Origin of the sequence: Kitasatospora sp. NBC_01287, from assembly GCF_026340565.1 — a bacterium.
In the GTDB taxonomy this organism is placed as follows: domain Bacteria; phylum Actinomycetota; class Actinomycetes; order Streptomycetales; family Streptomycetaceae; genus Kitasatospora.
In genome coordinates this window covers 2471775-2495438 of the sequence record NZ_JAPEPB010000001.1, presented here as the reverse complement: position 1 = coordinate 2495438, position 23664 = coordinate 2471775, and the positions used below count along the sequence as shown (strand labels likewise).

At 73.8% G+C, this 23664-nt stretch carries 22 protein-coding genes; 14 read left to right on the top strand and 8 right to left on the bottom strand.

Annotated elements, in window-relative coordinates:
* Positions 1–71 precede the first annotated feature (71 nt).
* Both OG455_RS10350 and OG455_RS10345 read left to right on the top strand, forming a co-directional pair.
* Positions 72–872, top strand: a complete 801-nt coding sequence (locus OG455_RS10350) for an alpha/beta fold hydrolase (RefSeq protein ID WP_266292366.1) — start codon at positions 72–74, stop codon at positions 870–872.
* Between the two features lie 129 nt (positions 873–1001).
* Positions 1002–2540 (top strand): lytic transglycosylase domain-containing protein, encoded by a 1539-nt coding sequence (locus OG455_RS10345; protein ID WP_266292364.1) that lies wholly within the window; start codon positions 1002–1004, stop codon positions 2538–2540.
* 111 nt (positions 2541–2651) lie between these two features.
* Here the strand turns inward: OG455_RS10345 and OG455_RS10340 are convergent, their stop codons facing one another.
* Complete coding sequence (locus OG455_RS10340) at positions 2652–3398, bottom strand: hypothetical protein (RefSeq protein ID WP_266292362.1); 747 nt, start codon at positions 3396–3398, stop codon at positions 2652–2654.
* Between the two features lie 70 nt (positions 3399–3468).
* Here OG455_RS10340 and OG455_RS10335 point away from each other — a divergent pair, with 70 nt between their 5' ends.
* Positions 3469–4362 (top strand): LysR family transcriptional regulator, encoded by an 894-nt coding sequence (locus tag OG455_RS10335; RefSeq protein ID WP_323185453.1) that lies wholly within the window; start codon positions 3469–3471, stop codon positions 4360–4362.
* Positions 4363–4408: 46 nt separating this feature from the next.
* On the opposite strand, the gene OG455_RS10330 is transcribed toward OG455_RS10335, so the two are convergent.
* On the bottom strand, positions 4409–5077 hold the full coding sequence (locus OG455_RS10330) for a TetR/AcrR family transcriptional regulator (RefSeq protein WP_266292358.1): 669 nt from the start codon (positions 5075–5077) through the stop codon (positions 4409–4411).
* Between the two features lie 69 nt (positions 5078–5146).
* On the opposite strand from OG455_RS10330, the gene OG455_RS10325 reads away from it, so the two are divergent.
* The 5 genes from OG455_RS10325 to OG455_RS10305 all read left to right on the top strand — a co-directional run bounded on the left by OG455_RS10325 (position 5147) and on the right by OG455_RS10305 (position 12030).
* Complete coding sequence (locus OG455_RS10325; RefSeq protein WP_266292356.1) at positions 5147–6703, top strand: MFS transporter; 1557 nt, start codon at positions 5147–5149, stop codon at positions 6701–6703.
* A complete protein-coding gene (locus OG455_RS10320; RefSeq protein WP_266292354.1) occupies positions 6700–7086 on the top strand; it encodes a cupin domain-containing protein in 387 nt (128 codons plus the stop codon). Before OG455_RS10325 ends, OG455_RS10320 begins: the two co-directional genes overlap by 4 nt.
* 151 nt (positions 7087–7237) lie before the next feature.
* Complete coding sequence (locus OG455_RS10315) at positions 7238–9433, top strand: bifunctional lysylphosphatidylglycerol flippase/synthetase MprF (RefSeq protein WP_266292352.1); 2196 nt, start codon at positions 7238–7240, stop codon at positions 9431–9433.
* 23 nt (positions 9434–9456) lie between these two features.
* Positions 9457–10191, top strand: coding sequence for a hypothetical protein (locus tag OG455_RS10310; protein ID WP_266292350.1), 735 nt, complete (start codon positions 9457–9459; stop codon positions 10189–10191).
* Between the two features lie 216 nt (positions 10192–10407).
* Positions 10408–12030 (top strand): MFS transporter, encoded by a 1623-nt coding sequence (locus OG455_RS10305; RefSeq protein ID WP_266292348.1) that lies wholly within the window; start codon positions 10408–10410, stop codon positions 12028–12030.
* Between the two features lie 16 nt (positions 12031–12046).
* Here the strand turns inward: OG455_RS10305 and OG455_RS10300 are convergent, their stop codons facing one another.
* Positions 12047–12598 (bottom strand): ATP-binding protein, encoded by a 552-nt coding sequence (locus tag OG455_RS10300; RefSeq protein WP_266292346.1) that lies wholly within the window; start codon positions 12596–12598, stop codon positions 12047–12049.
* A complete protein-coding gene (locus OG455_RS10295; protein WP_266292344.1) occupies positions 12595–12969 on the bottom strand; it encodes a hypothetical protein in 375 nt (124 codons plus the stop codon). Before OG455_RS10295 ends, OG455_RS10300 begins: the two co-directional genes overlap by 4 nt.
* A gap of 307 nt (positions 12970–13276) precedes the next feature.
* On the opposite strand from OG455_RS10295, the gene OG455_RS10290 reads away from it, so the two are divergent.
* The gene (locus OG455_RS10290) at positions 13277–14515 is read left to right on the top strand and encodes a helix-turn-helix transcriptional regulator (RefSeq protein WP_266292342.1); all 1239 of its coding nucleotides are present in this window, start codon (positions 13277–13279) and stop codon (positions 14513–14515) included.
* Entirely contained in the window at positions 14512–14889 is a 378-nt protein-coding gene (locus tag OG455_RS10285) for a hypothetical protein (RefSeq protein ID WP_266292341.1), read from the top strand. The genes OG455_RS10290 and OG455_RS10285 overlap by 4 nt, the downstream gene beginning before the upstream one ends.
* 212 nt (positions 14890–15101) lie before the next feature.
* On the opposite strand, the gene OG455_RS10280 is transcribed toward OG455_RS10285, so the two are convergent.
* Positions 15102–15953: a LysR family transcriptional regulator gene (locus OG455_RS10280; protein ID WP_266292340.1), complete on the bottom strand. Its 852-nt coding sequence runs from the start codon at positions 15951–15953 to the stop codon at positions 15102–15104.
* 95 nt (positions 15954–16048) lie between these two features.
* Between OG455_RS10280 and OG455_RS10275 the strand changes: the two genes are divergently transcribed.
* A complete protein-coding gene (locus OG455_RS10275) occupies positions 16049–16780 on the top strand; it encodes an SDR family NAD(P)-dependent oxidoreductase (RefSeq protein ID WP_266292339.1) in 732 nt (243 codons plus the stop codon).
* Positions 16781–17089: 309 nt separating this feature from the next.
* On the opposite strand, the gene OG455_RS10270 is transcribed toward OG455_RS10275, so the two are convergent.
* Both OG455_RS10270 and OG455_RS10265 read right to left on the bottom strand, forming a co-directional pair.
* Entirely contained in the window at positions 17090–18736 is a 1647-nt protein-coding gene (locus OG455_RS10270) for an amidohydrolase (protein WP_266292337.1), read from the bottom strand.
* A gap of 93 nt (positions 18737–18829) precedes the next feature.
* Positions 18830–19504 (bottom strand): TetR family transcriptional regulator C-terminal domain-containing protein, encoded by a 675-nt coding sequence (locus OG455_RS10265; protein WP_266292335.1) that lies wholly within the window; start codon positions 19502–19504, stop codon positions 18830–18832.
* A gap of 100 nt (positions 19505–19604) precedes the next feature.
* Here OG455_RS10265 and OG455_RS10260 point away from each other — a divergent pair, with 100 nt between their 5' ends.
* Positions 19605–21050 carry a cytosine permease gene (locus OG455_RS10260; RefSeq protein WP_266292333.1) on the top strand — a complete coding sequence of 482 codons (1446 nt, stop codon included), beginning with the start codon at positions 19605–19607 and terminating at the stop codon, positions 21048–21050.
* Between the two features lie 168 nt (positions 21051–21218).
* Here OG455_RS10260 and OG455_RS10255 read toward each other — a convergent pair whose 3' ends face one another.
* Positions 21219–22154 carry an NADP-dependent oxidoreductase gene (locus OG455_RS10255; RefSeq protein ID WP_266292331.1) on the bottom strand — a complete coding sequence of 312 codons (936 nt, stop codon included), beginning with the start codon at positions 22152–22154 and terminating at the stop codon, positions 21219–21221.
* Positions 22155–22722: 568 nt separating this feature from the next.
* On the opposite strand from OG455_RS10255, the gene OG455_RS10250 reads away from it, so the two are divergent.
* Positions 22723–23307 carry a dihydrofolate reductase family protein gene (locus OG455_RS10250; RefSeq protein WP_266292329.1) on the top strand — a complete coding sequence of 195 codons (585 nt, stop codon included), beginning with the start codon at positions 22723–22725 and terminating at the stop codon, positions 23305–23307.
* Positions 23308–23317: 10 nt separating this feature from the next.
* Positions 23318–23662 carry a YciI family protein gene (locus OG455_RS10245; RefSeq protein ID WP_266292327.1) on the top strand — a complete coding sequence of 115 codons (345 nt, stop codon included), beginning with the start codon at positions 23318–23320 and terminating at the stop codon, positions 23660–23662.
* Positions 23663–23664 lie beyond the last annotated feature (2 nt).

The following is a 23664-nucleotide window of genomic DNA, read 5'->3' as shown; positions in this document are numbered from 1 at the left end:
GGCCCCAGGCTGGATCCGCGGGCGTGACCGCCCGCGCCGCCAGGCCCCAACGTCCTTGAGAGGCTCCCCGCATGAGCACCGTTCAGATCGATCCTTCGGGCCGAGCGGTCCACTACGTCCGCAGCGGTCCGCGCGGGGGAGTCCCCGTCGTCCTGCTCCACGCGGCCGGTCTGGACCGGGGCTACTGGGACCGGCAGCTGGTGGCCCTGCACGACGCCTACGACGTGGTCGTACCCGATCTGCCGGGCCACGGCGCCACTCCGGGCGAGCCGCGGGACTGGACCCTGGAGCAGCTCACCGCGACCCTCTCCGGCTTCCTGCACGCCCTCGACATCCGGGTTGCCCACCTGGCCGGAGTCTCGCTGGGGGGCATGCTCGGGCAGTCCCTCGCCGCGACCGAGCCCGATCTGGTCCGCTCGCTCACCCTCATCGGCACCACGGCCTCGTTCTCGGCCGACGGGCGTGCGGCCATGCTGGAGCGCGCCCGCACGGCGCGCTCCGGGGGGATGGCGGCACTGCTCCCGGCGACGATCGCCCGCTGGTTCACCCCGGAGACGGTGGCCCGGCGGCCCGATCTGATCGACCGCGTCACCACCACCCTGCTGGCCGACGACCCGCTGGTGCACGCCGCCGTCTGGGAGATGATCGCCGGCCTGGACCTGGCACCCGGACTCGGGCGGATCGGCTGCCCCACCCTGGTCCTGGTCGGAACGGAGGACCGGAGCACCCCGGTGGCCGCCGCCCAGGAGCTGCGGGACGGCATCGCCGGCGCCCGGCTGGAGATCATCCCCGACACCTCGCACCTCGCTCCGCTGGAACACCCCGGGCTGACCAACACTCACCTGCGCTCGTTCCTCCAGGGGCAGCCCTGAGCGGTCCCGGGCAGCCGGAGCCGCGACCGGTACGCGAGGGCCGGGACCGAACCCGCGGAACCTGGGTGGAACCTGATGGGCGTTCGGTTCGTCCATGGACTGACCGCAGCATCGTCGGAAGGAGTTCACGTGGCCAGGTGGATACGCAAACGCGTGCTGTTCCAGGCGGCCGGGGCGTTCGTCGCCCTCGCTGCCGCGGCGGCACCGTCCGCGCCCCTGACCCTCGCCGCACCGGTGGCGTTCGGCGCGCCCGTGCCCGCCACGGGTGGGGCGGCGCCGAGCGGGCAGCCGCCGCTGGACGGCGGTGGCCCCCGGGCCCTGCCGCAGCCGCCGGGCACGGGGGCCGGCTCACCGTTCGCGGCAACGACCGTGCTGCCGGGCGGGACAACGGCCGACACCTCGACCGGCGCCTCGAACGGGGCGTCGGCCGGGACGTCGACCGCGCTGCCGGGCGGGACGCCGGGCACCGCGCCGGTGTCGTCCGCGGTGTCGCTCTCCGTGGGCGGAGCCCGGCTGCCGGCCACGGTGTTCGCCGCCTACCGCGGCGCCGAGGCATCCCTCGCCGGCAGTGACCCCGGCTGCCACTTGCCGTGGCAACTGCTGGCCGGCATCGGCCAGGTGGAGTCCGGTCAGGCCGACGGCGGCCGGGTCGACGCCGCCGGCACGACGTACACGCCGATCCTCGGTCCGGCACTGGACGGGACCAGCGGGTTCGCCGCGATCCCGAACACCGACGGCGGCGCCTACGACGGCAGCGGCTCCTGGGCCCGCGCGGTGGGTCCGATGCAGTTCCTCCCCTCCACCTGGGCCGAATGGGGCGCCGACGGCAACGGCGACGGCAAGGCCGACCCCGAGAACGTCTGGGACGCGGCCCTGGCGGCCGGCCGCTACCTCTGCGCGAACGGTCGCGACCTGTCGGTGCCGGCCCAGCTCGACCGGGCGGTCCTCGGCTACAACAACTCCACCGACTACCTCAACACGGTGAAGAGTTGGATGGCCTACTACCGGACGGGCGCCTCGGCCGTGCCGGACCTCTCGGCGGTGCCCGGCCCGGTGGCCGCCCTGTCGAGCGGCTCCGGGTCGTTCGGTACGTCCGGGTCGTCCCTGGTGTCCGTCCCGGTCGCGGTGCCCGCCGCCGCGTCGTCGCCCGCGGCCGCCGCCCCGGCCTCCCCGTCGCCGACCGCGCCCGCGTCGTCGGCCTCGCCGTCCGCATCGCCCACCGCATCGCCCACCGCGTCGCCGACGCCGACCGCCTCGCCCTCGCCGCAGCCGTCCGCGACGCCGACGCCCACCGCGTCGGCCACCCCCACGGCTTCGCCCTCGCCGAGCGCGAAGCCGTCGCCCACGGCCAGCGCGTCGCCCTCGCCGAGCGCCTCGCCCACCGCGAAGCCGTCGCCCACCCCCACGGCCTCGCCGACCGGCACCCCGAGCCCGAGCCCGACGCCGACCGCCTGCCCGTCCCCGACGGCCGGCGCGTCCGCCTCCCCGAGCCCGGCGGCCTCGGCCTCGCCGTCGCCGACCGCGACGCCCTCGGCGTCCGCCACCCCGGGCTCCCCGAGCCCGGCGCCCTCCGGCACTCCCGCGCCGAGCTGCGAGTCCCCGTCGCCCGCCCCCACCGCCGCGTCGACGGGCTCCCCGAGCCCGTCGCCCTCCGCGACCGCCAGGTGAGCGAAGCGCCGGGCGCCGCGAGCAACCGCTCGCGAACGCCCGGCGCCCGGCGTCCGCCGCGCCCCGCACGGCCGCCTGAGCCGGGGCGGCCGTCACCGGGTTCCGGCGTGCCTAGGCGTGCTCGGCCCGCCCGGCCCGCCCGGCCCGCCCGGCCCGCTCGGCGTGGTCGGCGGCGGCCGCGGCCAGGCCCGTGATCAGGGGGTGGGCCCGGGTGCCGTCGCCGTCCAGCTCGGGCTGGAAGAGGGTGGCCAGGAAGAAGGGGTGGTCGGGCAGTTCGGCGATCCGGATCTCGCCGGCCTCGTCGGTGCCCGTGAAGGCCAGGCCGTGTTCGCGCAGGACCTCCAGGTGGTGCGGGTTGGGCCCGTAGGCGCAGTGGTAGCGCGCCCGCAGGCGGTCCGTGCCGAGCAGCCGGGCGGCGCGGGAGCCGGGGTCGACCTTGACGGCGCCCTCGTGGCCGACCAGTGAGCAGGCGAGCGGGACGATCACCGCGTCCTGGTCGACGGTGGCCGGGTCGTTCTCGGCGTGGCCGGCCCGGTGCAGGCCGCAGACGTTGCGGGCGAACTCCAGCAGCGCGTGCTGGAAGCCGCCGCAGGTGCCCAGGAACGGAATGCCGCCCTCGCGCGCCGTGCGGATCGCCGCCAGGACCCCCTCCTCGCTGCGGTAGGGGCTGCCGGGCAGCACCCAGACCGCGTCGAAGCCGTCGAGGCCCTGCCCGGCCTCCTCGCTGGGGATCCAGTAGGCGTCCAGCTCCAGCCCGTCCCGGACGCGCAGTGCTTCGAGCAGACCGGGGACGCGGGCGTGGGAGCGGATGGCGTCGGAGCGGTCCCCGACCAGGGCGATACGTGCGGTGCGGTTCATGGCAGCCATCCTGCTGACCATCGCGCATCAGGTCCAATGATGATTCCTGCATCCGTCATCAGTGATACTGATGCGCGTGAATCCGCATCTGCTGCGCACCTTCGTCGCGGTCCTCGACCACCGCTCCTTCTCCGTCGCGGCCGAGGTGCTCGGCTTCACCCAGTCCGCCGTCTCCCAGCAGATCGCCGCGCTGGAGTCCGATCTGGGCACCCGGCTGATCGAACGCCGGCCGGTGGCTCCCACACCGGCCGGCACCCGGCTGATGGAGCACGCCCCCGCCCTGCTGCTGCTCCTGGACGCCGCCCGCGCCGACGTCGCGCGCCCGCACCACGCCCGCCCCACCCGGCTGGTGCTCGCCCACACGCCGGCCGCCCTGGGCCCCGCCGTCGCGCGGGCCCTGGCCCGGCTGCGCACCGCCACCCAGCCGCTGGACCTTGAGGTGCGGGTCCTGGGCCGAGACGCGGTGATCGAGAACGTGCTCACCGGGAGCGCCGACGTCGGCCTCGTCGACGGAGCCGCCGCGCCCAGCGATCCGCTCCCGCTGCCGAACCTCGGCCCCACCACCACGCTCGCCGCGGCCGAGGAGGCCCTGGCCGTGCTCTTCCCCCGCGGTCATCCGCTGGCCGGGCGCGGCTCGGTGCGGCTCACCGACCTCACCGAGGCCCACTGGATCGACGCCCCTGACACCGCGATCCCGCTCGACCGGCTGCGCGCCGTCTGCCGCGCCGACGGCTTCCACCCCCGGATCCGCCACCGCGGGACCGATCTGCACGGCCTGGCCGCCCTGGCCGCCGCCGGCCACGGCCTCGTCGCGCTCCCGCTGCCGCTGGCCGCCGCGTTGCCCGGCGTCGCGGCCGTCCCGGTCGCGGAGCCCCGGCTGGTGCACCGGACCGAGCTCCTCCACCCCGCCGAACCCACGGCCGCGGCACGGCGGTTGGCGGACCTGCTCACCGGCCGACCCTGACGGCGCGCGGCCGCCGCACCCGCGCCGATGAGCCGCCGGGGGAGCGTCACCCGGCGGCGAGCAGGCCGTCCACCAGGGCCCGCAGGCCGTCCGGGTAGGTGTTCTCGGCGGTCAGCGCGGCCCAGCGGTCCGCGACCTGCGCCAGGCGGGGGAGTTCGTCCGGGTCGAGCTCGGCGAACACCCGCTCCCGGTACGTGGCGCGGTCGTCGTCCGTCCGCCGTCGGGCCGCCGCCGCCCTGACCAACATCTCGCCGGCCGTGTAGTACCAGATCGCGCGGTACCCGCGCACGGCCCGCTCCGGCGTCAGCCCGCACTCGGTCAGCCCGTCGACGATCTGCTCGACGAACCAGAGTGCGGACGCGGACATCAGGTCGTCGGCGGTCAGCACCTCCACGATCCAGGGGCAGTCGGCCAGCGCCCGGTGGATCGCGGTGGTGCAGACGAGGACCCGTTCGCGCGGGTCGGCGGGCAGGTCGGGCCGGTGCAGCTCCCGCGCCACGTAGTCGTCCAGCAGCAGGACGAGCAACTCCTCCCTGCCGCGCACGTGGTGGTACAGCGCCATCGGCGTACTGCCGACCTCGGTGGCCAGTCGCCGCATGGTCAGCCGGTCCACGCCCTCCTCGGCCACGATCCGGCGGGCCGTCACGACGACCTGGTCGAGCGAGATGCGGGGCGGTCGGCCCGGGGTTCTGCGGGGTGCGGACGGCTGCGGCATACGCCCCATCATCCCTGAGGGGTCGACAGCGGCAGCGCGCCGGGCTAGTTTTCTTACATGTATATAAATATGAAGCGCAGGGATCCGGCGCGCCCTGGCACGGTGCTGGCGGCGGTGGCCGTCATCCAGTTCGTCCTGGCCCTGGACACCTCGGTCGTCAACGTCGCGCTGCCCGCCATCCGCGCCGGGCTGGGGTTCGCGTCGCTCGACCTGTCGTGGGTCGTGCACGTCTACGCGCTCACGTTCGGCGGCTTCCTGCTGCTGGGCGGCCGTGCCTGCGACCTGTTCGGCCGGCGCCGGCTGATCGTGCCGGGGCTGCTCCTCTTCGGGTTCTGCTCGCTGGCGGGCGGTCTCGCCCAGGCGCCCTGGCAGTTGGTGGCCGCCCGGGCCGGGCAGGGGCTGGGCGCCGCCGCGGCCGCCCCGGCCGCGCTGTCGCTGCTCACCACCACCTTCGGCGAGGGCCCTGGACGGGTGCGCGCGCTCGGGGTGTGGAGCACGGTGAACGCGGCGGGCGGAGCGCTGGGCGTGCTGGCCGGTGGAGTGCTGACCCAGTACGCGGGTTGGCGCTGGGTGATGCTGGTCAACCTGCCCGTCGTGGCGCTCGCGCTCGCGCTGGTGACCGCGAGCGTGCCCGCCGGTGAGCGGGTCGCCCGGCGCGAGCGGCTGGACGTGCCGGGCGCCGTGCTGGCGACCGGCGGCGTCGGGCTGCTGGTGTTCGGCGTGGTCCGCACCGACGCGCTCGGCTGGGGCTCCGCCACGACGCTGGGGACCCTGGCCGCGGCGGCCGCGCTGCTGGCCGCCTTCGTCCTCGTCGAGTCGAAGGCCACCGCACCGCTGCTCAGGCTCGGCCTGCTGCGCAGCCGCTGGGTGGCCGGGGCGAACGTCCTGGTCCTCCTGGCCGGCGCCGGGCAGTTCGCCGCGTTCTACTTCGTCTCCCTGTACCTGCAGCAGGTCCTGGGCATGGGCGCCGCGGCGACCGGCACCGCCTTCCTGCCCTTCTCCGCGGGCGTGGTGGCGGGCGCCGCGGTGGCCACCCGAATCACCACGAGCCGTGGCCCCCGTGCCTCGCTGGTCCCCGGCGCCCTGCTGGCCACCGCGGGGCTTCTCTGGTTCGCCTTCATCAGCCCCGACGGCGGCTTCCTCACCGATGTGCTCGGCCCGTCCGCCGTCACCAGTGTCGGGCTCGGCCTGCTGCTGGCCCCGGTCACCGCCGCCGCGACCACCGGAGTCGCCCCGGGGGAGGCCGGCATGGCCTCCGGTCTGCTCAACAGCTCCCGCCAACTGGGCGGCTGCGTCGGCCTGGCCACGCTGGCCACCATCGCCGCGGACCGCAGCGGCGCGGTCGTCGACGCCGCCTCCCTCGACAGCGGCTACGCACTGGGCCTGGCCGTCACGGCCGGCCTCTTCCTGCTCGCGGCCGTCGTGGCGGCCTGCGTGCTGCCGCGCGGCCGGGCCGCCGCCACGACCACGCGGGTATCGGCGCCCGCATCCGCCTCCGCCTCCGCCTCCGCATCCACCGCATCCGCCTCCGCCTCCGCCTCCGCATCCACCGCGACCGCGACCGCATCCGCCGCGTCCGCGACCTCCACCCCGACCCCGAACCGACTGGAAGGAACACCCTCATGACACCCACCACCACCGTCGACCTGTTCGCCTCGGCCCTGCACTTCCACGCCGACGGCGAGGTCCGGGCGGGCGAACGACAGATGACCGGCGGCCCGGCGGGCGCCTGGCAGATCGGGGCCTTCCACGTGGCGACCGACGCCGATGTGCACGCCGACCAGTGGGAGATGCATCCGCGGGCCGACGAGGCGGTGTGCTGCCTGACCGGCGGCGTACGCCTCTACCTGCGGGCCCCGGAGGCCGGCGGCGCCGAGGAACTGGTGCGGCTCCCGGCGGGCACCGCGGTCATCGTGCCGCGCGGCCGCTGGCACCGCCTGGAGCTGGACGGACCCAGCGACCTGATGTCGGTCACCCTGCGCCAGGGCACTCGGCTGGAGAGTCGCTGACCAGGCTCGCGCGGCGCTGACCAGGCTCGCGCGGAGAGTCGCTGACCGCGCCCCGCCCGGCCCCGGCCGCTGAATCCGGATACGCTGAGCGAGGGGTTCCGGGGCCGTCAGGGGCGGGGAGAGGTCAGCCACTCCGCTGCGGAGGTGCGAGGTGCCTGGAGAAACGAAGCCCTCTGGAGAAACGAAGCCCTGGTGGCGCGGCGGCGCCCGCTCTGCGGCGGCCGCGGCCGTTCGGCGCTTCCCCTTCACGCTCGCCACCTGCGCGGTGCTGCTGGTGGTGGGACTGGCCGTCGGCGGGTTGTGGCACGCGGTCTCCGACCGGTCCTGGTACCCGCAAGTCGCCTACGGCCTCCCGTCGTTCGAGGCGGGGCACTGGTGGACGCTGCTCACCGGCCCGCTGCTGTGCGCGACCCCGCTCGACTACCTCCCCATCCTCCTCGGGGTCCTGCTCCTGGTCGGCCTGGCCGAGGCGCGGATCGGGCTCCGCCGCACCGCCGTGGCGGTGGCCGCGGGCCAGTTCGGCGCCGTCCTGCTGGCGGCCCTGCTGCTCTACCTGCTGCGCGACACGGGCTGGTCCTGGGCCCGTGACCTGGCCCGCACGAGGGACGTCGGCATCTCGGCGGGCGTGCTGTGCGCGGGCGCCGTGGCCTCGGCGACACTGCCCTCACCCTGGCGGCAGCGGCTGCGCCTGGGCCTGGTCGCCTACATCGGCGTGTCGCTGCTCTACGTCGGCAAGCTGGACGACCTGGAGCACGCGCTCGCGGTCGCCGGCGGCCTGGCGGCGACCCACTGGTTGCGCGTGCCGGGCGCCGCCCAGAGTTCCGGCCGGCTCAGCCGCCGGGAGTGGCGGCTGCTGGCGGTGGCCGGACTGCTCCTGATCGCGGCGATCATGGTGGTGGTCCGGCTGGCGCCGAGCCGCGGCCCGCTCGGGGACACCAGCGGGCTGGGCGGCTCGGGTTGGGAGCTGTTGGTCTCCGTGCTGCTGATCGCGCTGCTGGTCAACGGGCTGCGCGGCGGGCGCCGCGCGGCCTGGCGGTGGACCGTGCTGCTCTGCCTGCTCAACGCGCTGCTGGGTCTGGTCGTCGCGGTGGTCTACGTGGTCGGCAAGGCACTCGACCAGGAGGTGACGGTCACCGGCGCCGCCGTCTTCGTGCCCACCGCCGTGCTGTGGACCGCCGAACTCGTCGTGCTGCTCGCCGGCCGGGAGGCGTTCCGAGCCAGGCGACCGCGGCACCGGGCGCCGCGCGGGACCCGGCGCGCGGCCTCGGCATCGGCATCGGCCTCGGCACCGGCACCGGCCCCGGCATCGGAGGCGGCCCCGCAGGAGCGGGCGGCGGAGCTGCTGGTGCGCCGCGGTGGCGGCAACCTCTCCTGGATGACCACCTGGCCGGAGAACTCCTACTTCTTCCCCGACGGCGACGGTGAGAGCTACCTCGCCTACCGGGCCCACGCCGGCGTCGCGGTGGCACTGGGCGACCCGGTCGGCGCGGCGGATCACCGGGCCGGCACGGTCACCCGCTTCGCGGAGATGTGCGACCGCTCGGGGCTCATCCCCTGCCTCTTCTCGGCCACCGCCGAGGCCGCCGGGACCACCGACCACCTGGGCTGGCGGTCGGTCCAGGTCGCCGAGGACACCGTGATCGACCTGCCGGACCTGGAGTTCCGCGGCAAGGCGTGGCAGGACGTGCGCACCGCGCTGAACCGGGCCAAGAAGGACGGTGTCGAGTACCGGCTGACCGCCCTGGCCGAGCAGCCCCGCCAGATCCAGTCCCAGGTCCGGGGCATCTCCGAGGAGTGGGTCGGCGACATGGGCCTGCCGGAGATGGGCTTCACGCTCGGTGGCGTGGAGGAGGCGCTCGACCCCCGGATGCGGGTCGGTCTGGCGATGGACGGCGAGGGCCGCGTGCACGGCGTGACGTCCTGGATGCCGGTGTACGGCGCGGGCGAATCGCCGGACGGCTGGACGCTGGACATGATGCGCCGGCGCCGGGACGGTTTCCGGCCGGTGGTCGAGTTCATGATCGCCTCCAGCTGCCTGGCCCTGCGCGAGGACGGCGCCCGCTTCCTCTCGCTCTCCGGCGCCCCGCTGGCGCGCGCCGACACGGCCGAGGCGCCCACCGTGCTGGACCGGATCCTCGACCAGTTGGGCGGCGCGATGGAGCCCTACTACGGGTTCCGCTCGCTGCACGCCTTCAAGACGAAGTTCCAGCCGCGCTACGAGCCGATGTACCTGCTCTACCGCGACGAGGCCGACCTGCCGCGGATCGGCCTCTCCCTGCTCCGCTGCTACATGCCCTCCGCCACGCTGGGCGACCTGCTCCGCGCACCCGCGCACCGGGCGGCCTGAACGCCCGGCCGGAGGGACGGAGGATGACCGTGCGCCAGGACGCCGTCGAGGTCAACGTGGTCGTCACCGCGCCGAACCACGGGATCGGGCTGTGGATGCTCGGCGCGTTCGTGGTCACCTTCGTGGTCACCCGGGTGGTCACCCGGCTGATCCGGGCGGGCCGCGGCCCGTTCCGCAACGTCGAGGTGGGCGGCACCCACGTGCACCACCAGGTGTACGGCATCATGGCGATGGTGGTGGCCGGCGCCGTCGAGTTCTCCTACCGGCCCGGCACCCCCGGGGCGCAGATCCTGGCCGTGCTGTTCGGCGCGGGTGCCGCGCTCACCCTGGACGAGTTCGCCCTGTGGCTGCACCTCAAGGACGTCTACTGGGCGAGCGAGGGCCGCAAGTCGGTCGACGCGGCGTTCCTGGCGGCCGCGGTCGGCCTGCTGCTGGTCGCCGGGTTCAACCCGTTCGCCGACACCGGCGGGGGTACCGCCGACCATCTCGCCTTCGCCATCGGGCTGCTGATCAACCTGGCGCTGTGCCTCGGGGCGATCCTCAAGGGCAAGACGGCCCTCGGGGTGATCGGGCTGCTGGTCCCCTTCGTCGCGCTGACCGCCTGCCTGCGGCTGGCCAAACCGGGCTCCCCGTGGGCCCGTTGGCGCTACCCGCCGGACGGTCGCAAGGCCGAGCGCGCGCTACGCCGCTTCCCGCCAGGCCGCCGGACCAGGCTCGACGCCCTCAAGGACCTCGTCGGCGGGACGCCCCAGCGCTGAAGCCGCCGGTGCGGCCCGGTGTGAAGTCGCCGGTCCCGGGCAGGCGCGGGTCCGGGTCCGGATCCGGCGAAGGAGTGATTTCCGGGGCGCGGCGGCCGCCGCGCCCCGGCGCCGGTTCGGGAACAGCCTTGGATCAGATGGACCGTCGCGACGACGTGCAGCAGGCGTCCGGCGCGGCGGTCCTCGCTGTCCGGTGTCTACCACGGAGGTTCGCTGATGACCGCCACCACTCCCGGGGACGACTCGCACGGGTCGCACAGCTCGCACCTCTCGGCTGCCGCGCGTGCCTCGCAGGCGTCGCAGGGGCGACCACGACCACGATCCCGGCCGAACGCCGCCGACCCGGCCACCCCGGAGGGCCAGGGCGGCCGGAACGCCGGGGTCCACGGGACGGACGTGCCGGCCAGACTGGACCGGCTGCCGTGGTCACGCTGGCACTGGCGGATCGTGATCGGCCTCGGCACGGTCTGGATCCTCGACGGCCTCGAAGTGACCATCGTCGGCAACATCGCCGGCCGGCTGGCCCAGTCCGGCAGCGGCATCGGCATCAGCACCGCCCAGGTGACCACGGTGGCGGCGGCCATCTACGTGGCCGGCGCGTGCACCGGCGCCCTGTTCTTCGGCTGGCTCACCGACCGGCTGGGCCGCAAGAAGCTCTTCATGCTCACCCTCGCGGTCTACCTGGCCGCCACCGCGCTCACCGCGTTCTCCTGGACCGCGTGGTTCTTCTTCCTCTGCCGCTTCTTCACCGGCTTCGGGATCGGCGGCGAGTACGCGGCGATCAACTCGGCCATCGACGAGCTGATCCCGGCCCGGGTCCGGGGCCGCGTCGACCTGATCATCAACGGCAGCTTCTGGGTCGGCGCCGCGGTGGGCGCGTTCGCCTCGATCGCGCTGCTCAACACCGCGCTGTTCGCCACCGACGTGGGCTGGCGGCTGGCGTTCGGCATCGGGGTGGTGCTCGGCCTGGTGATCCTGCTGGTCCGCCGCCACGTGCCGGAGAGCCCGCGCTGGCTCTTCACCCACGGCCGCGCGAGCGAAGCCGAGGCCGTGGTCGCCGAGGCGGAGCGGATCGTGACCGAGGAGACCGGCCGGCCGCTGCCGGCGGCCGAGGGCACCATCCTGATCAAGCAGCGCGACCCGCTCGGCTTCCTGACCATCGCACGTACGGTCGTGCGCAGTTACCCCAAGCGGACCGTCCTGGGCCTGGCCCTCTTCGTCGGGCAGGCGTTCCTCTACAACTCGGTCACCTTCGGCTACGCGGTCATCCTCACCACCTTCTTCCACGTCCCCGACGGCAACACGGGCTACTACTTCGCGGTGATCGCGGTCGGCAACTTCCTCGGTCCGCTGCTGCTCGGCCACCTCTTCGACTCGGTCGGCCGCAAGGCGATGATCTCCGGCACCTACCTCGGCTCCGGCCTGCTGCTCTTCGGCACCGCCTTCCTCTTCGACCAGGGCGTGCTCAACGCCGTCACCATGACGGCCTGCTGGACCGGCGTGCTCTTCCTGGCCTCGGCCGGCGCGAGCGCCGCCTACCTGACGGTCAGCGAGATCTTCCCGCTGGAGACCCGCGCCCTGTGCATCGCCTTCTTCTACGCGGTCGGCACCGCGCTCGGCGGCATCACCGGCCCGCTGCTCTTCAACGGCCTGGTCAGCAGCGGCAAGGTCGGGGACACCACCCTCGCCTTCTGCATCGGCGCGGCCCTGATGGCGATCGCCGGCCTGGTGGAAGCCGCCATCGGCGTACGGGCGGAGGGCCGCAGTCTGGAGGACCTGGCGGCGCCGCTCAGCGCGGTCACGGACGGGGAGGCGGCGACGGCTTCGGCCTCGCGATAGCTGATCCAGCGTCAGTTCAGTTCAGGTGCGGGCTGGTTGTGGAGAAGGTCGGCGCGAGCACGCGCGAGGCGCTGACCACGTCCGTGATGATCTGGACGCGGCCCACGGCCCGCGACAACTCGGGGACCGGCGGCGCGGCGGGCAGCGCCAGCTCCGCCCAGACCCGCTTGCCGCTGGTGGTCCGCTGGGCGCCCCACCGCTGGCTGAGGGCGGCGACCATCAGCAGGCCGCGGCCGCTCTCGGCGTGGGCGTTGGCGAAGGCGGCCGTGCCGATGGCGGGCACCCGGTGGTCGGGGTCGTGGACCTCGACCACCAGGCGGTGTCCGTCCGGCGACAGGCGCAGCGCGGCCTGGAGCCAGCCGGGCGGCGCGTGCCGCACGGCGTTGACCACCAGCTCGTGGACGACGGTCAGGATGTCGAGCCGGACCGCGCGCGGGGCGATGCCCCAGTCCTCCAGGACGGTGCCCAGCGCGCGCTTGACGGGCCCGACGCGCTCCAGGCGCTCCGCGAGGTCCGGCGAGGTGGCGTTGACGATGATCCGGTGGACCGGGCCGCGTTGGGCGTTCACGCGGTCACTCCGTTCTTCTGCTCGGTGCTCTTGTGCGCGGCCGGCACCGCCATCGTGGTCAGGGCGGTCCCGGCGTCCGCGAGTTGCTCGGCGAGGTCGGCCCACTCGCGCGGGTCGGCGGCGATCATCCGCCGGTTCACCGTGATCACCATGGCTGTCCCGCCGCAGGCAGCCAGGGCCATCACGCGGCCCCAACCGGGCCGTTCGGCCGGCGGGGTGAGCGAGTCCGGGTCGGTGATGACCTCGGTGACGATCAGGCCCTCGGCTTCGGCCCGCTGCGCGCACCAGGCGGTGAACAGGGGCGCGGACAGCTCGTCGCCGTCCATGACCACGTAGCTGATGGCGGATCGGGATTGAGTGGTCGGCGGCATGAGTGCACTCTCCTGGGGGGCGACACGACGGAGGCCTGTGCTCGGTCTCGACGGGGCGCGGCCGGGTGCCCGGCGTGCCTCCAGGGTTCCGAACGGGGTGTCGGAGTTCCTCGCGCCGGGCAGTCTGGGGATGCCGCCCCGAAAGCCCCGGGCCCCACACGTTTGGGGCCTTTCCATCGAAGCAGCGTGATCATTGACCCACTGTCAGCTACCGTCTTCCAGAGCAAAGTCGGAGCGTTTCCCAGGCGTTCTCCGTGCACTGACTGGCCTGACCTGGGGTTTCGCGTCTTCCAGGACCGGGGGCGGCATGGCTGCCAGACGTAATCGGCTGGCCGAGCGGCGCATCGCGCTTGGTTACAGTCAGGAAGGACTCGCCGAAGCAGTCGGCGTGGCCACATCCACGATCGTGCGCTGGGAGGCCGGCAGGGCGACTCCGCAGCCGTACATGCGTCCCAAGATCGCGCGACTTCTCAAGGCGACCCCGGAGGAGCTCGATTCGCTCCTTGTATCCTCGCCGGAGCCCATCGTCCAGCCCCCTGTCCTTCTCGCAGATGGTGACCCTGACGACATGCTCCGACGCGATGTCCTGGCCCTGATCGCCGCCACCGGCGCATTGATCGCCCTGCCGGGTACGGCGGCGGCCGCCGAGCCGGTGGGCGGGGCGCGTCCACGGTCGGCTGACGCGGCAACAGTTCTGTGGCAGGCATATCGACTGGCGGACCACAAGCGTGACGTGGAGCCGCTGGTGCGTCAGCAGATCGCCCGGCTGGCTGAGTCCCTTGCCCGCCCGCTCAGCGGCAGTGAGCGCCTCCGCCTGTGCTCCCAGGGCGCAGACCTGTACCAACTGGCCGGAGAGATCGCCTTCGACGCGAACAGGTATGAGGTTGCCGCGCAGTGCTACACGCTGGCAGCGTCGGCCGCAAAGGAAGCCGGCGCCATGGACATGTGGGCGTGCGCACTCACCCGGCACGCGTTCACCTACCTGTACGACCGGCGGCCGGCCGGAGCAGTGCCCCTGCTGGAGGCCGCTCTCCGTATCGCTGAGCAGGGGGACCCGCAGCTGTCCACCCGGTACTGGGTGGCCTCGGTGCAGGCCGAGGCGTACGCAGGAGTCGGAGACGCGGACGAATGCTTGCGGGCGCTCGACCAGGCGGACCAGGTCGGCAATCTCTCCGGTGAGTTCCAGAACGGCGGCTGGTTGCGTTTCGACGGCTCACGGCTGTACGAGCAGCGCGGCGTCTGCCACCTCGCGCTCGGCCACGCGGATGCCGCCGAGCGGTATCTGTCGGTGGCCGTCCATCAAGGGCTGTCCGCCAGGCGCCAGGGAGCAGTACTCGCGGGCCTCGCCGAACTCGGGGCCCGGCATCGCGATGTTGACCGGGTGGTGCACTACAGCGGGGCCGCGCTCGATCTCGCCGACCGTACCGGCTCGGGTTACATCGTCCGCAAGCTGGACAGCCTCCGCGGCCCCCTTGCGCCGCTCATGGCCGACCCGCGAGTCTCGAACCTGACGGACCAGATCACCTACCGAGGAGCGGCATCGTGACCGATACCACCGCGCTGGAGCCCGGCGAGTTCTTCCACGAGGTGTGGGTCGAGGGGGTGCGCAAGTACTTCCCCGGCGAGCCCAAAGCGTCCTACGTCGCGCCGTGGGACGAGTCGCCGCAGTGGGAGCGGCAGTCCGCGGCGGCCGTCCACGAGCAGGTGGAGCTGTTCGTGCGTCTGTCGGCCGGCGCCAGTGCGAAGCTGTCGCGGGAGCAGAAGGGCCGGTTCGTCGCCCTGTGCTGGATCGCCCAGATCCACCGGCACTTCGACAACCCGAAGCCCGGTCACGTCGCGGACTGGGACGATCTGCCGCAGTGGCACCGCGAGACGGACTGCGACATCTTCGAGCGCATCGAGCAGACCGTCCGACCCTGACCGGGGGTGGTGCGGAAGGGTCCCGTTCCGGTGGGACGGCTCCACCGGAACGAGCGTGTCCTTCGCGCCACGGCAACCCGGGCCGGGCCCGGCCGGTTGGCCGCGGTCGTTGTCACGGGCCCGACCTGGTCGCTGTGGTTGCTGAGCCGGGCCACGACAGGTGGAACCTGGCCAGGCGTGTTGGAACTGCTTGTTGGGACTGCGTGTTGGAACTACTGGAGACGTGTTGCAGTCCGGACAAAGTCGGCGACGGCTCTGGACCGGCTGTGCGGGGGCCAGGCGATGACAGTGGTGACTGCTGGCGCGTCCAGCACGGGCACGGCGGCGAGGTCACCGTGCAGTTGGGCTCGGCACGACTCCGGTGAGACCGCGCAGGCCCGCCCGAGCGCGACGAGCTGCAGCAACTGCGCGTGGTCGCGGACCTGCGGGCCGGGGCCGGGCGGGTAGGTGCCGTCGGGGTCGGGCCAGCGTGGCAGAGGCAGGCCCGGCAGGCCGGTGATGTCGGCCATGCGCACATGGGCGCGGTCGGTGAGCGGATGCCCGGCCGGCAGGACCACCACCTGGCTCTCCGTGCCGAGTTCTTCGGTGTGGAACCCGGCTGTCGAGTCGAACGGCCGGTGCAGCAGCGCCACGTCGGCCCGGCCTTCGCGCAGGAGTCGTGCCTGCTCGGCCGGGCCGCACAGGATGACCTCGACGGGGACCGCGCCGGGTTCGGCGGCGTACGCGTCGAGCAGTTTCGCCAGCAGCTCGCTGGACGCGCTGGCTTTGGTGACCAGGACCAGGCCGGGACGGCCGGTCGCGGGCAGGGCGGCGCGGCGGGTCCGCCGCTCGGCGGCGTCGACCGCGTCGAGGGCCGCCCGGCCCTCGGCCAACAGCACCGAGCCGGCCTCGGTCAGCGTGACGGTGCGGCTGGTCCGATCAAGCAGTGCCGCCCCGAGTCGGCGTTCGAGCTGCTGGATGGCCCGTGACAAGGGCGGCTGCGCGATCCCGAGTCGCTGCGCTGCGCGCCCGAAGTGCAGCTCTTCAGCGACGGCGACGAAATACCGCAGTTCCCGGGTCTCCACGCAGCCACGCTACCCCGGATCAATACCCGGACGGTATCGTTGACCACCCGATCGGTCTTGGACCCCCGGCGGGGCCCGAGGGCAGCATGGTCCCTATGAGCGAAGAGACGATTGCGCTGGTCACCGGCGCGAACAAGGGAATCGGCTACGAGATCGCCGCGGGCCTGGGCGCCCTCGGCTGGAGCGTCGGCGTCGGCGCCCGCGACGAACAGCGCCGCAACGCCGCGGTGGACAGACTGCGCGCGGCCGGCGTCGACGCGTTCGGCGTACCCCTGGACGTGACCGACGACGCGAGCGCGACCGCCGCCGCGCGGCTGATCGAGGAACGGGCCGGGCGCCTCGACGTGCTCGTCAACAACGCCGCCATCACCGGCGGCATGCCGCAGGAGCCCACCCGGGTCGATCCCGCCACCATCCGCGCGGTCGTGGAGACCAACGTGATCGGCGTCATCCGCGTCACCAACGCGATGCTGCCTCTGCTGCGCCGCTCCGCCTCGCCGCGGATCGTGAACATGTCCAGCAGCGTCGGCTCCCTCGCCCGGCAGTCGGGAGCCGCCGCTGAGCAGACGGCAGGTCCGGTGGCTGCGGCGTACGCGCCGTCGAAGACCTTCCTGAACGCCGTCACCCTCCAGTACGCCCGGGAGTTGAGCGGCTCGAACATCCTGATCAACGTCGGCTGCCCCGGCTACGTCGCGACCGACCTCAACGGCTTCCGTGGCGTGCGCACCCCCGAACAGGGCGCGGCGATCGCCATCAAACTCGCCACCCTGCCCGACGACGGCCCGACCGGTCAGTTCTTCGACGACGCCGGCGTAGTTCCCTGGTGATGTGCGGGACCGTCATCGCCCCGCGCGGCTCCGACGGTCCCATGGTGATCTTCGAGGGGAAGGTGACCGATTCCGGCCTCACCTGGCCGACCTCGGGTGGGACGCGCGGGCGATCGAGGAGGCCGAGTACCTGGCCCATGCCGCGCCGGACGCCTGCCGGCAGCTCGCCGGCAGCTCGCCGGCAGCTCGCCGGCAGCTCGCCGGCAGCTCGCCGGACGCGAGTTGGCGCTGCTGGACGTGGCGTGGAGCGGGCCTTCGAAGGTCGGGGTGGGGCGCCGGACGCCGTCGGCCGGGCCAGCTGACCGCGGCTCAGATCCCGGCGGCCCGGTGTGTCGGCCGTCCGTCCACCGCCGTGAGCAGCACGGGGAGTTCGGCCAGCTCGGTGTCCGCGACGGTGAGCGGGTTCTCGGCGAGCGCGGTGAGGTCGGCGCGGTAGCCGACGGCGAGGCGGCCGGCCACCGCCTCCTCGCCCGCCGCCCAGGCCGGGTTGACGGTGACGCCCCGCAGCGCCTGCAACGGGGTCAGCGCCTGCTCGATCCCGTGCGGGGGCTCGGCCAGGTCGCGGCTCGGGCGGCGGTGCCGGGCGCCGGCCATGACGGTGAGCGGCGGGTACGGGGCGATCGGCCAGTCGGAGCCGAGCACCACCCGGGCGCCCGCCTCCCACAGGTCGCGGCAGCGCCAGGCGCGGGCGGCCCGCTCCTCGCCGAGGCGGCGGGACCAGTTGTCGGTGTGGTCGGCCCTGGTGTAGTCGCAGCAGTGGGTGGGCTGCATGGAGGCGGTGACGCCGAGCGCGGCGAAGCGGTGCACGGTGTCGTCGGGGACGGTCTCGATGTGCTCGACCCGGTGGCGCACCGGTCCGGCCCCGCCCGCCCCGCCCGCCCTGCCGCCCTGCGCCCGCTCGATGGCGTCGAGCACGTGCCGCACGGCGGCGTCGCCGATGGCGTGGGTGGCGGTGGGCACGCCCGCGCGGTGGAGCTGCCCGATCACCCGGGTGTAGACCTGAGGGTCGGGCCAGAAGGCGTGGGTGGACTGGCCATGGCAGTCGGGCGCTTCGAGCCAGGCGGTGCCGTTGTCGATGGTGCCGTCCATGAAGAGCTTCACGCCGTCCACCCGCCAGCGCGCACCGCCGGTGCCCTGCAGGCGGATCAGCTCGGTGACCGCGTCGGCGTCGTTGGCGGTGCCGGGCTGGCACCAGGGCGCCACGCGCAGCCGCAGCGGGAGGGCGCCGTCCGCCTCCAGCGCGGCGTAGCCGGCCAGGCTGTCGCCGTTCGCGTCCATCGCGTGGCCGCCGGTCAGGCCCGAGGCGGCCATCGCGCGCAGCACGGCCGCCGCCCGCTCGTGCAACTCGGCGGCGGTGGGCTTGGGAGCGGCAGCCTCCAGCAGCTCGCAGGCGGCGTCCTCCAGGAGCAGGCCGGTGGGGCGTCCGTCGGCGTCGCAGACGATCTCGGCGGCCTGCTCGAAGTGGCGCGGCCCGTCGATGCCCGCCAGCTCCAGCGCGCGCGGGCTGGCCAGCATCGAGTGCGCGTCGAAGAGGTCGAGGGCCGCGGGGACGCCGTCGAGCACCGGCCCGAGGGCGGCGGTGGCCACGGGCCGGTCGCCGAAGACGTTGGGGTCGAGCCCCCAGCCGCGCAGCCAGGCACCGGGCGCCAGGGCGGCGGCCTCCCGGGCCAGCGCCGCGCGCACGGCGGGCAGGTCGGCGCAGCCGGAGAGGTCGACGCCCATGGTGCGCTCGACGCCGGAGAGCGGGTGCAGGTGTCCGTCGACCAGGCCCGGGGTGACCACCGCGCCCTTGAGGTCGACCACGGTGGTGGCCGGGCCGGCCAGGGCCCGCAGTTCGCGGTCGTCGCCGAGGTGGGTGATCCGGCCGTCGGCGGCGGCCAGTGCGGTGTGCGGCAGGAGCCGCCCCGTGGCCGGGTCGAGCAGCCGGGCGGAGAGCAGGACGAGGTCGGTGGGCACGAGCGGCTCCTTCAGGTGCTGGTGGGGCAGGTGCTGGTCGAGCAGCTGGTGCTCGGTCGGGCGCCGGTCGGGCGCCGGTCGGGCGGGCGCTGGTCAGTCGGTGGCCGGTGGCGCCGGCCGAAGGTTCTCGGGTCTGGTGCGCAGGGCGCCGGCCGGCAGGCGCAGTTCGCGCTCGGCCGTGCTGACGGCCAGGTTCGCCACCGCCGCGGACCGCTCGCTCGGGTCGCCCCGGTCGGTGTTGGCGTGGGCGCTGAGGCCGTCCAGCACGACGAGCAGGTGGATCGCGGTGAACGCGGGATCCTCGGTCCGGAACTCCCCGGCGGCCACTCCGGCGCTGATCACCCCGGTCAGGCGGTCGCGCCAGCGGGCCTCCTGGTGGCCGACCCGCTCGCGCAGCCCGTCCCGGAACCGGCTGAGGTGCCTGGCGTTGAGCCAGAGTCTGCTCATGCCGTCGTAGCGCTCCCCGGCCGTCAGCGAGAAGAACCGGGCCAGCCGCTCGACCGGGCGCCCCGCCGCCGGGTCGGCCGGGAGCAGCTCCTCCAACTCGGCGGTGGCCGCGCTGCCGAACGCCTCGGCGACCAACTCCTCCGCCACCGGGAAGTAGTGGCTGATCAGTCCGGGGCGCACGGCCAGCTCATCGGCCATCCGCCGCATGGTGATGCACTCCAGGCCCTCGGTGAGGGCGACGGCGGCCGCCGCGGCCACGATCTCGGCCCGGCGGGCCTCCGGGGTCTTGCGGACCCGTTTCGGCTGAACGCTTGACGACATGCCCCGCACGCTATTGGATGTGCGACCAATAGACAAGACGGGCTCTCAGGACCGCCCACCAGGTGCCGGCCGGTCCGAGTTCGACAGTTCGGAGGACTCCATGGAATCCACGATTCCAGACCCCCGCACGGAGGTCCCCCACCCCCTGCCGCCGCCCGACCGGGCCGGACGGGTGGAAGCGCACGGCATCGACTTCATCCCCGAGGACGAGCGGCACGGCAGCGCGCGGCAGCTCTTCGCCGTCTGGGCGGCGCCCAACGTCAGCTACCTCAACCTGGTGGTCGGCGGCGCGCTGATCCTGCTGGGCCTCGACCTGTGGCAGTCGCTGGCCGTGATCGCGGTCGGCAACCTCTGCTGGGCGCTGGTCGGGCTGCTCGCCGTCAGCGGGCCGGCCGCCGGGGCACCGAGCGAGGTGATCATGCGGGCGATGTTCGGCGTCCGGGGGAACCGCGCGAACATCGCCGTGACCGGCTGGTTCGTCTCGGTCTGCTACCTCGCGCTGAACTGGTCCGCCGGCTCACTGGCCGCCTTCAGCCTCGCGGCCGAGGTCGGCATCCGGCCCGGGACGGCCGTCAAGGTCGTGATCATCGTCCTCGTCGCCGCGGCCACGCTGGTCATCAGCGTCTACGGGCACGCCGCCATCGTGAAGCTCTACCTGCCGATCACCCTGGTGCTGACCGCGGTCTTCACCGTGCTCGGCGGCTACGTGCTGGGCCACGCGCGCTGGGACTACCGGCCCGAGCAGCCCCTGCACGGCAGCGCGCTCTGGGCGGCGCTGGCCGGCGGGGTGGCGCTGATCGCCTCCGGGCCGCTCTCCTACAACAACAGCGCCGACTTCTCCCGCTACCTGCCCCGCCGTACCTCACCGAGGGCGGTCGCCGGGTGGACGGCGCTCGGCGCCTTCCTGCCCAGCATGCTGTTCACCGCGCTCGGCTCGCTGGCCGGCACCGCGCTCGACATGTCCGACCCGCAGAGCGCGCTGCTGACGATCGTGCCGTCCTGGTTCAAGCCGGCCTTCCTGCTCGCGGTGGTCCTCGGCGTGATCGCCAACAACGCGATGACCGCCTACAGTTCGGGCCTGGCCCTGCAGGCGGTCGGGCTGCGGATCCGGCGCTCGCGCAGCGTCGCGCTGGACGGCAGCCTCGGTGTGGCGCTGACCCTGTACGCGCTGCTGGTCTCCAACTTCCTGGACACCGTCGACAGCGTGCTCCAGCTGATGGTCGCGCTGCTCGGCCCCAGCATGGCCGTCTACGCCACCGACATCCTGCTGCGCCGCAACCGCTACGACGGCCCGGGGCTGGTGGACGAGGCCCCGGGCAGCCCGTTCTGGTACTCCTCCGGGGTCAACTGGGCCGGCGTGACCGCCTTGGTCGCGGGCGCCGCCGTCGCCTTCCAGTGCGTCGACTCCCCGCTCTACACCGGCCCGATAGCCCGGGCGGCGGGCGGCACCGACCTCTCGCTGCCGACCGGCCTGCTGGTCTCCACGGCCGTCTACCTCGCGATGACCCGCACCCCGCGGGGAGCCGGGGTGCGCGCGGAGGGGTGACGGGCGGGGGTGACGGGTGGGGGTGACGGGTGGGGCGGCACGTCGGCCGGGGCGCCCCGAGTGCCGGCGGGCCGAACGCCGCTGCCCCGCTGGGCGGTGCTCGGCCGAGCAGTTCGCCGGCGCTCCCGGGGGTGCCGGCCGCCCGCTGTGCGACGGCGTCGTTCGTCGCTACGGGACGGTGACGACGACCTTGCCCCGGATGTGCTTGTTCGAGAAGTCGGACACCGCCTGCGGGGCGTCGGCGAACGGGTAGGTGGCGCCGATCTCCACCCGCAGCCGCCCGTCGGCCGCGCGGGCGGCCAGGTCCTCCAGGTCGCCGGGCTCGGCGGTGAAGCTGCCGATGTAGACGCCGGTGACTCCCCGGCCCAGGTCCTGCGGCCCGAAGAGGGGGGAGACCAGTCGGCCCCCGTCGCGGACCGCGCGGGCCGTGGTGGAGAGCGCGTCACCGCGATTGATCAGGTCGACCACCACGTCCACCCCGCCCGGGACCTGGCGCAGCGTCTGCTCCGCGACGTCACCCGCCTTGTAGTCGACGGTGCCCTGCGCGCCGAGCCCACGCACGTAGTCCGCGTCCTCGGAGGTCGCGGTGGCGATCACCTTGGCGCCGAGCGAGGCGGCCAGCTGGAGCGCGTACAGGCCGATACCTCCCGTCGCACCGACCACCAGCACGCTTTCCCCCGCTGCGAGGCCGACCGCGCGCAGCAGGCAGGTGGCCGTCATCCCCGACTCGGGGATGGCCGCGGCATGCGGTGCGGCGAGGCCGGCAGGCCGCTTGGCGAGGTGCGGGCCCACTGCGACCACGGTGTACTCCGCGACGGCCCCGGCCTGACCGGTGAAGGCGAGTACCGGGTCACCCGGTGCGTAGGCCGTCACCCCCTGACCAGCTTCGGCGACGGTGCCTGCGGCGTCCATGCCCACGACGAGGGGGTGCTCGACGGGGAACAGGTCCTTCATCGCGCCCGTGACCAGCGCGAGGTCCAGCGGATTGAGGGCTGCGGCTTCAACCTTGAGCAGCACCTCACCGGGACCTGCGACGGGTTTCGGGAGATCGGTGACAATGACCCCGTCGAGCGTCGTGTACTCGCGGGCTACGAGAGCCTTCATTCGGGAACTCCAGTCGGGATGTCGGGATGTCGGGTTGTCGGGGCGTCAGCGCGGAACAGGCCGCGTTCCCTTCTACACCCTGGCACCCCTGAACCCAGGTGAGCGGCGTCGGCGGCGCGGCGGCGTTACGTGACGGCTCGCCTGTCGAACCGTCACCGCGGCGTTGAACCTGTTCCGCAGGTCGAAGTCACAAGCCCGGGTCTCTGGAGAACCCGCGGCGGTTCATCCGGACGGCCCGGGCAGTCAGCTGCTGCCGGACGCGGCGGATATCGTGCGGCGCGCCGATGCGCTCGTGCGGTGTGCTGGGCAGGCAGCCCGCGGAGACGTCGGCCACCTGAACGGCGGATTCGGACTGTCCGGACGGGACGCGGGCCAAGGCCGTCCATCGAGGTCCCCGGCGGGGTGCGCCGGGGACGGCGTCGAAGGCGTGATCATGCGTGGCGGCGGGTCCGGTGGCCACGTGGGTGGGAATCTGGTGACGTGGCCGGTGTCGATTCCGGCAGGGGCCGTTCGTCTGGAGGGTGAGTCGGATCGTGGCAGAGCGGTCCGCGGACGCGAGGAACAGATCATGCGGTCGATCACGGCGACGATGTCGGTCACCCTCGATGGAGTCGTCCAGGGCCCTGGCCGCCCGGACGAGGACACCCGAGGCGGCTTCACCCACGGGGGCTGGGGCGGGCAGTACAACGACCAGGTCATGGGCCAGGAGATGGGCAGGAGCATGTCCAAGCCCGGCGACATGCTCTTCGGCCACCGGACCTGGCAGGACTTCATCGGCGCGTGGGCGGGCGCGACCGACGGCAACCCGTTCACCGAGCGGATGAACGCGGCCACGAAGTACGTCGTGTCCAGGACCCTCGATGACGCCGACGCCTGGCAGAACTCGATCCTGCTGAGCGGGGAGGCCGTCGAGACGGTGGCCGACCTCAAGGCCCGGCCCGGCAAGGACCTGTCGATCATCGGCAGTGCCTCGCTGGTCCGTGCCCTGCACGCCGCCGGCCTGGTCGACCACTACCAACTGCTGATCCACCCGCTGACCCTGGGCGGCGGTACGCGCCTGTTCGAGGGCCCCGCGCCGCTGACCGAGTTCGAGCTCACCGACTCCGTCCCCACCACCAAGGGCGTGATCATCGCCCGCTACACCCGCCGATGAGGGAGGAACCATGCCGCAGTACCTGCTCTCGATCTACCAGCCGGACGGCCCGCCGCCCGACGCCGAGACCATGGCCCGGATCACCGCCGACCTGCACCGGCTGAACGAGGAGTTGCGCGAGAGCGGCTCGTGGGTGTTCACCGGCGGCCTGCACGCGCCCGCCACCGCCACGGTGGTACGGGCCGACGGCATGATCACCGATGGTCCGTACGTCGAGGGCAAGGAGTGCGTCGGCGGCATCTGGGTGATCACCGCGCCCGATCTGGACGCGGCGCTCGCCTGGGGCCGCAAGGCGGCAGCCGCCACGACGCTGCCGATCGAGGTCCGCCCGTTCCAGGACGTCGAACCCTTTTGAGT